At 72.6% G+C, this 12,385-nt stretch carries 9 protein-coding genes; 1 reads left to right on the top strand and 8 read right to left on the bottom strand.

The genetic code is table 11. From position 1 onward, the window contains the following. Positions 1–93: 93 nt before the first annotated feature. From ACZ55A_RS07135 to ACZ55A_RS07105, 7 genes are all read right to left on the bottom strand, one after another. A complete protein-coding gene (locus tag ACZ55A_RS07135; RefSeq protein ID WP_468836592.1) occupies positions 94–891 on the bottom strand; it encodes an amino acid ABC transporter ATP-binding protein in 798 nt (265 codons plus the stop codon). Between the two features lie 26 nt (positions 892–917). Next, a complete protein-coding gene (locus ACZ55A_RS07130; RefSeq protein WP_468835513.1) occupies positions 918–1,703 on the bottom strand; it encodes an amino acid ABC transporter permease in 786 nt (261 codons plus the stop codon). Between the two features lie 11 nt (positions 1,704–1,714). Further along, complete coding sequence (locus ACZ55A_RS07125; protein ID WP_468835510.1) at positions 1,715–2,512, bottom strand: basic amino acid ABC transporter substrate-binding protein; 798 nt, start codon at positions 2,510–2,512, stop codon at positions 1,715–1,717. Between the two features lie 172 nt (positions 2,513–2,684). Beyond that, entirely contained in the window at positions 2,685–3,605 is a 921-nt protein-coding gene (gene mmuM / locus ACZ55A_RS07120; protein WP_468835507.1) for a homocysteine S-methyltransferase, read from the bottom strand. A 134-nt stretch (positions 3,606–3,739) separates the two neighbouring features. Next, entirely contained in the window at positions 3,740–6,712 is a 2,973-nt protein-coding gene (locus ACZ55A_RS07115; protein WP_468836590.1) for a glycoside hydrolase family 2 TIM barrel-domain containing protein, read from the bottom strand. A gap of 184 nt (positions 6,713–6,896) precedes the next feature. Next, positions 6,897–8,189: an SWIM zinc finger family protein gene (locus tag ACZ55A_RS07110; RefSeq protein WP_468835505.1), complete on the bottom strand. Its 1,293-nt coding sequence runs from the start codon at positions 8,187–8,189 to the stop codon at positions 6,897–6,899. Beyond that, complete coding sequence (locus ACZ55A_RS07105) at positions 8,186–11,131, bottom strand: DEAD/DEAH box helicase (protein ID WP_468835502.1); 2,946 nt, start codon at positions 11,129–11,131, stop codon at positions 8,186–8,188. Before ACZ55A_RS07105 ends, ACZ55A_RS07110 begins: the two co-directional genes overlap by 4 nt. 176 nt (positions 11,132–11,307) lie before the next feature. Here ACZ55A_RS07105 and ACZ55A_RS07100 point away from each other — a divergent pair, with 176 nt between their 5' ends. Next, on the top strand, positions 11,308–11,490 hold the full coding sequence (locus ACZ55A_RS07100; protein ID WP_384429271.1) for a hypothetical protein: 183 nt from the start codon (positions 11,308–11,310) through the stop codon (positions 11,488–11,490). Positions 11,491–11,553: 63 nt separating this feature from the next. Here the strand turns inward: ACZ55A_RS07100 and ACZ55A_RS07095 are convergent, their stop codons facing one another. Then, a complete protein-coding gene (locus tag ACZ55A_RS07095; RefSeq protein WP_468835499.1) occupies positions 11,554–12,339 on the bottom strand; it encodes a hypothetical protein in 786 nt (261 codons plus the stop codon). Between the last annotated feature and the right edge of the window lie 46 nt (positions 12,340–12,385).

Genomic DNA, 12,385 nt, shown 5'->3' with positions numbered 1-12,385 from the left:
GGGTGAAAGGAACCTGCACAGGTTCCCCTCGGCACCCCAACGGCCGGTTAACTGCCGTCGAGCAGCCGGCGAAGCGGCCAGAGGGTGTCTCCCCTAGGGGGTGTCTCCTCCGTCGTCGTCGACCTCGCCCACCTCGGCTGCCGCCGGATCCAGCACCCGTGCCAGAAACGTCCTGGTCCGCTCGTGCTGCGGGGCGCCCACCACCTGTTCCGGGGTGCCCTGCTCGACGATCACCCCGCCGTCCATGAACACCACACGGTCGGCGACCTCCCGCGCAAAGCTCATCTCATGGGTGACCACCAGCATCGTCATCCCCTCCCGGGCCAGCCCGCGCATCACCCCCAGCACATCGCCGACCAGCTCCGGGTCGAGGGCGGAGGTCGGCTCGTCGAAGAGCATCAGCTCCGGGTCCATGGACAGTGCACGGGCTATCGCCACCCGCTGCTGCTGACCGCCCGACAACTGGGCCGGATACGCCGCCGCCTTGTCGGCGAGCCCCACCCGCTCCAGATTGGCGCGGGCGATCCGCTCCGCCTCCGCCCGGCCGCGGCGCAGCACCCGCCGCTGGGAAATCGTCAGATTCTCCAGCACGGTCAGATGCGGAAACAGGTTGAAGGCCTGGAAGACCATCCCGATCCGCCGCCGGACCCGGTCGATGTCCACGTCCGGATCGGTGACCTCGGTGCCGGCCACCGTGACCTGGCCCGCACTCGGCTCCTCCAGCAGATTCACACAGCGCAGCAGCGTCGACTTCCCGGACCCCGACGGTCCGATGACACACACCACCTCACCGCGCGCCACCGAGAAGTCGATCCCGCGCAGCACCTCCAGCTCGCCGAACGCCTTGCGCAGCCCCCGGACATCGATGGCCTGCGTCTCCTCGGCGGCCATGGCAGCCCTCTCCTTCGTCACCGTGCTCACCTGGCCCTCGCCGTACGTGCTTCCAGCCGCCGGACCAGGTGACCGAGCGGAAGGGTGATCACGAGGTAGAGCAGCCCGGCGATCAGGATCGGGGTCAGGCTCTTGTGCTCGTTGAGCGCGTCCCGGCCGAAGTTGGCCAGCTCGAACTGGCTGAGCGAGAGCCCCAGCAGATACACCAGCGAGGAATCCTTGGTCAGCAGGATCAGTTCATTGGTCAGCGGCGGCAGGACGATGCGGAACGCCTGCGGAATCACGATCGAGACCATCGCCCGGCCCTGCGACATCCCCAGCGAACGTGCCGCCTCCGTCTGCCCCTTGGGCACGGCCTGAATTCCGGCCCGGATGGTCTCCGCCATGTACGCCGCGCCCACCAGACCGAGCGACAGCATCACCGTGACGTTCATATCGAGCGCGACCTCGAACGCCAGCGGCACTCCGAAGCCCAGCGCGATGAACACCAGCAGTGCCGGGATGCCGCGGAAGAACTCGATATAGGTGACGGCGATCCAGCGGTACGGCGGTACCGACGAAAGCCGCATCAGCGCCAGCAGCAGACCGAGACCGAGCCCGAATCCGAAACCGAGCAGGGTGTAGAGGACGGTATTGACCAGCGCCGTGGTGATGATCTCGGGGAACAGCGCCTTGGCGACCTCGACGTCGAAGAACGCCGTCCGCAGCTGGTGCCAGTCGGCGACCAGCGCGAGGACCACCACGGCGACGATCAGGACGCCGTACTGCACGCCGCGGGTGACCCGCGCGCGCTGTCGTTTGGACAGAGCCATCAGTACCGGCCTCAGCTCTGCGGAGTGGTGCCGAACCACTTCTTGTAGATCCGGTCGTAACTCCCGTCGGACTTCGCCTTCTTGATGACCTCGTTGATCTTCTTGCGCAGCGCGTCATTGCCGGTGCGGACGCCGATGCCGTAATGCTCACCGGTGTTGAATTCCGCGGTGACCTTGGTGTCGGGGTTCTGCTTCACATAGTCGAAGAGCACACCGTTGTCATTGATACCGGCATCGACCTGGCCGGACTTCACGGCGGTCAGCAGCAGCCCCAGATCCTCGAACTCCACCAGGTCGACGCCCTTGCCGTGCTGCTTGGCGTAGATCCCGCCGGTGGTGGCCTTCTGGTAGCCGAGCTTCTTGCCCTTGAGGTCCTCGACCTTCTTGACGGGCTTGCCCTTCTTGGTCAACAACGCCTGAGTGGCATTGAAGTAGGGGTCGGAGAAGTCCATCACCTTGTCGCGCTCGGGCGTGATCGTCATGCCCGCGGCGGCCAGGTCGCATTTGCGGATATTGAAGTCCTGGCCGGTCTCGATGCCTTCGAACGGCGTATTGACGATCTCCTGCTTGACGCCCAGGTCCTTGGCGACCAGGTCCACCAGATCCACGTCGAATCCGACGACCTTGCCGTCCTTCTTGACCTGGAACGGTGCGTACGGAAGGTGGGTGCAGGTCTTGAGCGTCCCGGGGGAGAGCAGCTCCAGACCGCCGGAACCCTTCTTCCCGTCGGACTTGGTGCTGGTGCACCCCGCCACCACGGCGATGGCCGCGGCAACGGCTATGAGGGGCAACGCGGGGCGAGCGGACACTGGTCCTCCAGGGCGGTGCGAAGATCAAACAAACCGGTGCGGTGCTGCGGGTTGGCTGCATCCTGCCATCGACCAGCGGAGCTGTCGCCGCCGCTTCGGTTGCGTCTGTGTAACGCCTTCGGCCCGCATACAGGCCCGAACCGACCGGTGGTCCTGTTCCCGGCCGGTCCGCTCAGCGCCCGAGGACCGCGGCCAGCCTGGTGATCTCGGCCGGCCCCACCCGGCAGCAGCCGCCGATCAGCCGGGCGCCGTCCGCCGCCCAGCGCGCGACCCGGTCCGCACGGAATGCCGGGCTGCCGCACCATGCCCGCGCCTCCGCGTCCCAGCGCTCCCCGCTGTTCGGATAGACCACCACCGGCTTGCCGGTGATCCGCGCCGCCAGCGGCACCGCCTGGTCCGCATCGTCCGGCGCGCAGCAGTTCACCCCCACCGCGATGATCTCGTCCACGTCCGCCACCAGCGCGAACGCCTCACCGAGCGGCTGCCCGGCGCGGGTGTGCTCCCCCTCGACGCTGTACGACAGATAGGCGGGCACCCCCAGGCCGCGCACCGCCCGCACCAGCGCCCGGGCCTCATCGCTGTCCGGCACCGTCTCCAGCGCCAGCACATCGGGACCCGCCGCGGCCAGCACCTCCAGGCGCGGCCGGTGGAACCGCTCCAGCTCAGCCACCGACCGGCCGTAGCGCCCCCGGTATTCGGAGCCGTCCGCCAGCATCGCCCCGTACGGACCCGCCGACGCCGCCACATACAGCGGCCCGGCGACCCCGCCCGCCAGCGCCCGCCCGGCCGCCTCCCGGGCCAGCTCCACACTCCGCCCCAGCAGCGCCGCGGCCCGCTCCTCGCCGATACCGCGCCGCGCGAAGCCCTCGAACGTCGCCTGATAGCTGGAGGTGATCACGACCTGCGCGCCCGCCTCGAAGTACGCCAGATGCGCCCGCACCACGGCCTCCGGCTCGTCGGCCAGCAGCCGGGCCGACCACAGCGCATCGCTCAGGTCGTGCCCGGCGGCCTCCAGCTCATTGGACAGCCCGCCGTCGAGGACGACCGGCCCCGCGGCGAGGGCGTCGGCGAGCGACGGGGGCGTACTGACCATGGTGCGAGGCCTCTCGGTGCGCGCTGTCGGCGGACGTGTGATCCCGCTTCGGATCGTAACGCCGGCCAGTGACAACGCCCCTGGCCGGCGCCTCACGCACGGCGCGGCAGGCCGCTCAGCGCAGCGCAAACCGCTCAGCGCAGGGTCGAGAAGACGAAGGAGAACCGGGCCGGCGCCACCTCCAGCCGGTGCTGCGGCAGCACCCCCGGTCCGCACGACTGGCTGCCGATGCCGTGCTGGGCGTGGTCGAGATGCAGCCACAGCTCCTCACCCGGCCGCAGATCCGTGGTGTGCCGGGCCGCGGTCAGCTCCTCGTCGGACCACCGGCGGGCGGTGAAGGAGAAGTCCGGATCGCCCTCGATCCGCAGGCCCGAACCGTCCGTACGGGTCAGCTGCGCCCAGCGCACCCCCGGCCGGGCCCCGTTCTCCTGCGGCCGTACGTACGGCGTCTGCAACGCGTCCACCGGCATCGACCAGCGGCCGATCCGCACCGCCGCCCCGGTGTCCGGATAGCCCTCGCCGGGGCCGCCGCCGAACCACTCGGCGAACCCCAGGCTGCCGCTCACCGCCATCCGCACCCCGAGCCGCGGCAGCGGAACCGGCCAGTCACCCTCCGGCTCGACACTCAACTCCAGCCGCAGCAGCTCCCGTTGGGCCGTCCAGCGGTAGACCGCGTGCAGCGCCAGGGAGGACGCGGCGGGCGCGACCCGCGTGCGGACCACCAGGGCGCCCGGGCCGGGCTCGACGGACTCCACGCGGTGCCGCATCCGGTGCAGGCCCAGCCGCCGCCACTCGGTGGCCGGACGCGGGCCCGGCTGCCAGGGCGCGGCCTCGTCGTTGTCGGTCGGCGCCCGCCAGACGTCCAGTTGTGGTCCGCGGAGCTGGACACCGTCCAGCGCGCCCGTGGTGGCGTCGAACGTCCCCGGGCCGAGGACGATCACATTGCCCTCACCCCGGCGCGGGGTGGCGGTGGCCGCCGGGGGAGGGACGACAGGGCGCGGCGCGGCCGGCAGCTGGCCCCAGGCGATCTCGTACCCCGCCGGCGCCCAGGCGGTCTCCTCGGCCAGTACGGCCCGGACCGTCCAGATCGCCTCCCCGCCCTCGTCCTCCCCGTCCGCAAGCGTCGGTAGCTTCACCACCGCCGACTCACCGGGGCCCAGCGCCGGCACCTCCAGCCATCCGCCGCCGCGCCCCTCGCCCTCCACCTCCAGCCGCCACAGGAATTCGAGGTGCTCCAGGCCGGCGAAGTCGTACCGATTGGTGATCCGGACCGCGTCCGCGCCGCCCTCGCCGCCCCTCTCGCCCTCGATCCGCACCGGCTCGACGACCTTCTTGAACTCGGTCAGGCCCGGGGACGGCACCCGGTCGGGGAAGACCAGCCCGTCACAGACGAAGTTTTCGTCGTGCAGCTCCTCACCGAAGTCACCGCCGTAGGCATGGAACACCTCGCCGTCCGGCGTCTGCTGCCGCAGCCCGTGATCGATCCACTCCCACACGAACCCGCCCTGGCAGCGCTCATACGTCTCGAACAGCCGCTGGTACTCGCTCAGCCCGCCCGGACCGTTGCCCATCGCATGCGCGTACTCACAGAGAATGAACGGAAGTTCACGCCGGCGGCCGTCCAGCTCCGGATCGGACAGCGGCTCCTCGGCGCGCCGTCCGATGCGCTCCACCTCGGCGTGATCTGCATACATCCGGGAGTAGACATCGGTGTCGGCGCAGCTGCGGTCGCCCTCGTAGTGCAGGGGGCGGGACGGGTCCCGCTCGCGCATCCAGGCCGCCATGGCGGACAGCCCGCGGCCGGTGCCGCACTCATTGCCCAGCGACCACAGCACGATGCTCGGATGGTTCTTGTCCCGCTCGACCATCCGGCGGGCCCGGTCGAGCAGCGCCGGCTCCCAGCGCGGGTCGTCGACCGGATTGTCCCGCCAGCCCTGCTGGGCGAAGCCATGGGTCTCCAGATCGCACTCGTCGACGACCCACAGCCCCAGCTCGTCGCAGAGATCGAGGAAGGCCGGGTGCGGCGGATAGTGGCTGGTGCGCACCGCGTTGATGTGGTGCCGCTTCATCAGCAGCAGATCACGGCGCATCGTCTCGGGACCGACGGTGCGCCCGTAACGCGGGTGGAACTCATGGCGGTTGACGCCGCGCAGCAGGATCCGCCGGCCGTTGACCTTCAGCAGCCCGTCCTCGACGCGGACCGTACGGAACCCGATCCGCAGCGGGATCGTTTCACCGGCCGTGACCAGCTCCCCGTCGTAGAGCTGCGGCTGCTCGGCCGTCCACGGGCGCACCGGCACCGTCGCGCTCTCACCGGTCGCCAGATCGAGTCCCAGCTCCGGTACGGTCACCCGCCCGGCCGGCTCGCACTCCACGCGCAGCGTGCCCTGCCCGGTGACATGGTCGAATCCGGCGTGCACGAAATGGTCGGCGACCGAGCCCTCGGGACGGCGCTGGACCGACACGTTCCGGAAGATGCCCGGCAGCCACCACTGATCCTGGTCCTCCAGATAGCTGCCCGACGACCACTGATGGACCCGCACCGCCAGCACATTGCGGCGCGGCCGCAGCAGATGCCCCACCTCGAACTCGTGCGGCAGCCGGCTGCCCGTGAAGTGCCCCAGCTCCTGCCCGTTGAGCCACACCCGGGCGCACGACTCCACCCCGCCGAAGTGCAGCACGGCGGGCCCCTCGCCCCATCCGGCGGGCAGATCGAAGACCCGCCGGTGGTCGCCGGTCGGGTTCTCGTCCGGCACCTTCGGCGGATCGACCGGAAAGGGGTAGGCGGTGTTGGTGTACCAGGGCGTGCCGAACCCCTGGAGCGCCCAGGTACCGGGCACCCGGAGTTCGTGCCAGAGGGAGTCGTCGAAGTCCGGCCGGGCGAAGGCGTCGTCCTCGGCACCGGCAGTCGCCGACAGCCGGAACCGCCAGGTGCCGTGCAACGACAGCCAGGCGGCGTCCGATCTCGCATACCAGGCGCGCGGCGGCAGCACCCCGCTACCGGGCGAGCGGTCCTCGTAGTACGGAAGCGGGCGGGCCGGGCGGCCGGGATGCCGCGGTGTGCCCTCCGTCCCCTCGGCGGTCCGTTGCGTCCGGTCGTACGGCATGGGCTGCGGCGCGTGCGGGGAAGTACCGGTCACGGGTCCTCCTGCGGCGGGCGACTTTGCCTGGCGGTGGGGGGCTCCGCCTCAGCGAAGCACGACCGGAGGCACCGCGCAGCCGGATGGGACGGATCGGGCCAGGCAGTCCCTACGGCACCCGCCCAGCCCTGGCGCCCGCCCCGACCTGCTCTCACCCCTCCGCCGACAGCCCCGCCAGCGCCGCCGCCGGATCGTCCGACGCCGGGCCCGCGGGCACCCACCGCCCGCTCTCCTTGCGGAACGGCCACCAGCGCCCGTCCCGCCCGTAGCGCAACTGGGCAGCACCGCCCGCCACCGTCCAGCGGTTCCCGGAGGCCCGCAGCCGCGGCCGGGCCTCGCCCTCCTCCCAGGCGGCCGCGAGCCGGCCGGTCGCCCGGTCCAGCGCTTCCGGCCCCGGCGTCCACTCCTCCTCCAGCACCGCGAGCCCGGCCGTACCACCCAGCTCCCAGGCCCGCACGGCCAGCGCCAGGCCCCGCACATCGCGCCCCGAACCGGCCGCCAGCCGCGCCGGGACGGCCTCCCCGGGCCCGGCCGCGGCCAGCCGTACCGCATCCTGACCGGGCGTCAGCACGGGCGGCAGCGGAGCGTCCGGGTGCCGTGGGGAGAGCGCCTCGGCCAGCAGCCGCTGGGCACGCGCCGCCGCGTCCGCGATCAGGAACTCCAGCGCGGGCACGTCCACTCCGGGCGCGGGCGGGGTGCCGCCACCCAGTACGGGCGCGCCGCCCGGTGCCTCGACCGGCGGCGGTGGCGCGGGCAGCGGCGGCAGAATGTCGCGCGCCGCATACGCCTCGGCCGCCGGCACCCCCGCGCCGGGCCGCTCCGGCCCCGCCTCCGCGCCCGCCGGCGCCTCGGCCCGCGCCGCGCTGCGCCCCTGCAACTCGTCGAGGAGTTCCTGCTCGCCCCGTCCCCGCAACAGCAGCAGTACGAAGGGGTCCTGGTCCAGCAGCCGCGCCACCTGGTAGCAGAGCGCGGCCGAATGCGCGCAGTGGTCCCACGCCCCGCAGCTGCACTCGGACTCCACGTCGCCGATGCCCGGCAGCAGTTCGATCCCGGCGGCGGCCGCGTCCTCGGCCAGCACCGGCGGTATGTCACGGTCCAGCAGCGCCGCGATGTGCCCGGCCCGGTCCGCGACCAGGTCCAGGAAGCGGTCCCACTCCGCCGCGTCCCACTGCTGCAACAGCACATCGGAGCGGTGCCGCGTATGGTCACGGTCCTGGACGACCGCGGTGATCCGGCCCGGCCGTACCGACACCGCGCCGACCGCCCCGGCCCGGGCGTGCCGCCGCCCCAGCTTCACCTGCTCACCGTCGAGCGCGGTGTCCTCCAGCGCCTTGAGCCACGCCTGACCCCACCAGGTCCGCGCGAAGGCGCGGCCACGGGCCGGCGGCAGCGCGGCGAAGGTCCGCCCGGCCGAGGTGTCGGTGTCGTCGAAGTGTCCGGTCATCGCTCGCTCCCTCGCAGTGCGACCAGTTCCGCCAGCTCGGCGTCGGTGAGTTCGGTCAGCGCGGCCTCGCCGGAACCCAGCACCGCATCCGCCAACTGCTGCTTACGGGAGAGCATTTCGGCGATCCGGTCCTCGATCGTGCCCTCCGTGATGATCCGGTGGACCTGCACCGGCCGGTTCTGACCGATGCGGTACGCGCGGTCCGTCGCCTGGGCCTCGACGGCCGGATTCCACCAGCGGTCGAAGTGCACGACATGCGCCGCCCGGGTGAGGTTCAGCCCCGTACCGGCCGCCTTCAAGGACAGCAGGAACACCGGCGCCGCACCCTCCTGGAACCGGCGCACCAGCTCCTCGCGCCGGGCCACCGGCGTCCCGCCGTGCAAGAACTGCGTGGGCACGCCCCGCGCGCCCAGATGCGCCTCCAGCAGCCGCGCCATCTGTACGTACTGCGTGAAGACCAGCACGCCGGCGTCCTCCGCGAGGATGGTGTCCAGCAGTTCGTCCAGCAGCTCGACCTTCCCGGAGCGACCCGGAATGTGTGGGTCCGCCTCCTTCAGATACTGCGCCGGGTGGTTGCAGATCTGCTTGAGCGAGGTGAGCAGCTTGACCACCAGACCACGGCGGGCGAACCCGTCCGTCCCGGCGATCTCCGCAAGCCCCTCGCGCACCACCGCTTCGTACAGCCCGGCCTGTTCCTGGGTCAGCGCCACCGCCCGGTCGGTCTCCGTCTTGGGCGGCAGCTCAGGCGCGATGCCCGGATCGGACTTCCGGCGGCGCAGCAGGAAAGGACGTACCAGGCGGGCCAGCCGTTCGGCCGCCGCGCCCGCCTCCGGCGACGCCGCCGCCCCGCCCTCGATGGTCTGCGCATAGCGCGTACGGAACCGGCCCAGCGGCCCCAGCAGCCCGGGCGTCGTCCAGTCCAGGATCGCCCACAGCTCCGAGAGGTTGTTCTCCACCGGAGTGCCGGTCAGCGCCACCCGGGCCCTGGCGGGGAGGGTCCGCAGCGCCCTGGCGGTCGCGGAGAAAGGGTTCTTGACGTGCTGCGCCTCGTCCGCGACGACCAGCCCCCAGTCCACCTCCGCCAGCTTTCCGGCGTCCAGCCGCATCGTTCCGTAGGTGGTCAGGACGAACTCCCCGCCCGCCAGCCCGGTCAGACTGCGCCGCCCGCCATGGAAGCGGCGCACCGGCGTGCCCGGCGCGAACTTCTCGATCTCCCGCTGCCAGTTGCCCATGAGGGAGGCGGGACAGACGACCAGGGTGGGGCCGGCCGACGCGGGATCGTTCTGCCGGTGCAGATGCAGCGCGATCAGCGTGATCGTCTTGCCCAGCCCCATGTCGTCGGCGAGACAGGCGCCCAGCCCCAGCGAGGTCATCCGGTGCAGCCAGCCCAGCCCGCGCAGCTGGTAGTCGCGCAGCGTCGCGGTGAGCGCCGCCGGCTGCTCGACGGGCGCGGCATCGGCGCCCTCGGGGTCGGCGAGCCGGTCGCGCAGCCGGGCCAGTGGACCCGTGGCCTGCACCTCCACCCGGCCGCCGTGCTCGTCCTCGGCGGTGCCGGTGAGCGCCGCGCCCAGCGCGTCGAGCGGCGTGAGCTTACGGTCCTGGCGGTCCCGGGCGGTCCGTACCGCCTCCGGGTCGAGGAGCACCCACTGATCGTGCAGCCGCACCAACGGCCGCCCCGCCTCGGCAAGCCGGTCCAGCTCCGCCCTGTCGACCTCCTGGTCGCCCACCGCGAACCGCCAGCTGAACGAGAGCAGCGCATCGGCCGACAGCAAGGAGGGCAGCGCGGACTCCCTGCCGTCCCACCCGTTGGCGTCCGCCCCGTCGGGCTGCCCCACCACGGCCCGGCTGGTCAGCGTGCGCGCCAGCGCCTTCGGCCAGTGGACCTGTACCCCGGCGGCGGCCAGCGCACGGGAGGCAGGACCGAGCAGTTCGGCGACCTCCTCGTCGGCGAGCTCCAGCGCACCGGGCACCGCCGCGGACAACAGCGGGGTGAGCGGTGCCCAGGCGTCGGCCGCACGGCGCAGCGTGAGCAGGGTGTCCATCCGGGCCCGCGGCCCGAACGCCTGGCCCGCCGGCGACGCCCCCGCCCACACCTCGGCGACGTCCGCGACCAGCGTCGGGTCGGTGAGGCTGTGCAACTGGAGGACCGCGGTGAAGGTGGGGGAGGAACCGTCGCCGGGACCCGGCAGCTCGTCGTGGCCACCCGGTGCCTCCGGTCCCTCCGGCCACTCCGTCCCATGGACCTCCACCCGCAGCGAGATCCGTACGCCGGCGTCATGTCCCGCGGCGACATCCGCGGCCCAGGCGCGCTGCTCGGGGATGTGCGCGGGGGCGGGCGCCGCGAACGCCGGGGCACCGGTGACCAGCGCAGCGGCGGGGGACCGCGGCAGCCCGTCCGCCACCGCGTCCAGGAAGGCCCGCAGATGCCGTTCGGGGTCCGGCAGCTCCACCGGATCGGTCCCCGGCAGCGGAGTGGCATGCGCATACGGCGGCATCGAGGCGGCGAGCGCGCGCCACCGCTCGATGTCCGCCGGGTCGAGCGGCCCCACCCGCCAGGCGTCGTACCCCTCCGGGCTCACTCCGGGCAGCAGCCGGCCACGCGCCGCCAGCTGGAGGGCCAGTACGGACGCCGCCCCCCAGAAGGCCGCCGCCGGATGGGTGCCCCGCGCGGCCCGCACACGGGTGAGCACCGGCACCGCGTCGGCGACGGACAGCACCAGGGCCGGGACCTCGCCCACCCAGACCCCGCCGTCCTCGTCCGGCAGGGCAACACACAGCTGCTCAACCGCCGCGCCGGAACCGGGAATCTCCCCGGCCGGCTCGCCGTCAGGACGCCAGAAGGCGACCCGTCCGGTGCGCGGTGGATCCGACGGCAGGAAAACCGCTGCACAGCGGGCGAGCCGGGCGAGCTGAGCGGGTGTGACCGTGGGGAGGGGCGTCACGGGAATCCAGAACTCCTCAAGTTTGACTACTGGCGCCTGGAGCGCCCGAGAGTACAGGACGACGGGCAGCTGCGAGGGAACGTCCGACGGGAACCGGTACCGGGAACCTGCGGCCGGAAATTGGCGTTCAATGGAGTACACAGAGCGCGGCGTGCGCCGCGGAAGGGGCGTGACGGATGTCCACACAGGCGAAGGTCGCGATCGGCGGCGTCGCGGTGGGAGTGATCCTGCTGTGGCTGCTGCCCTTCTGGGCGGCCGTACTGGTCATGGTCGGAGTCCCGGCCGTCGCGTATCTGACCCTGGACTCCTCCCAGCGGCGCCGGCTTCGCCGGGTCGGCCGCAAGCAGCTCGGCCGCTGAGCCGACAGGCCCCGACCTGCGACGAAGGCCGGGGCCGGGGACCGGGCCGGGCGGCGGGGCGGCTCAGACCGGCCGCGCCGCCAGCGCGTCGAGCGACGACAGCAGGCCGGGCAGTTCGGGCCCCCGGCCCACCGGATGCACCTCGCCGGGCTCCTCGTCCAGCAGCACGAACGCGATGTCGTCGGTACGCGCGACCATGCTCCACCCGGGCCCGTCGACCCGCAGCGTGCGCGCCTCGCCGGCCGCGAACGACGACCGCACCCGGCCCGGCGGCGGCGGATCGGCCACATAGCCACGGGCCTCCTTCAGCACCCGCCGCACGCCCTCGTGCGCCTCGTCGCCCGGCTCGGCGAACGTGACGTCCCCGTCCTCCACCTGCTCGCGCCACGCCGCCCACTGCAACGCGATCTCGTCCGCGCCCAGCCGACGTTGGGCAGGCCCCCACGCACTGGCGTCCGGCGGGGCCAGCGGCGCCGGATCGCCCTCCTGCGGCTCCGGATCGTGCGGCTGCGGCACACCGGGCGCCGCGACGGCCAGCGCCAGCGGCCAGCCGGGCAGCGCCGCGACGATGCTGCCCTCCCCGGGCGAGAGGTCGTACTCCATACCGCAGTCCCAGGCCGCGATCGCGCAGGCCACCAGCGTCACATCCTCCGTGGCCACGGTCCAGCGCGCGCCGGAGCCGTCCTGACCGAGGACCAGCCCGTAGCCCTCCGCGTATGGTTCGAGGCCCAGGCCCGCACACACCTCGGGGTAGTCGTCGCCGAGCACGCTCGGGAACTGCGCGGGTGTCAGCAGCACCGCCGTCAGCACGAACAACTGGTCGTTGTCGGCGCTCTCGGTCGTGGGCACGCGGGCCTCCCTATCCATTCCGTCGCGGAGTACGTCGGCGCACCTT

The organism is Streptomyces sp. NPDC034111, assembly GCF_055575375.1.
This window is presented reverse-complemented; position numbering and strand designations above follow the sequence as displayed.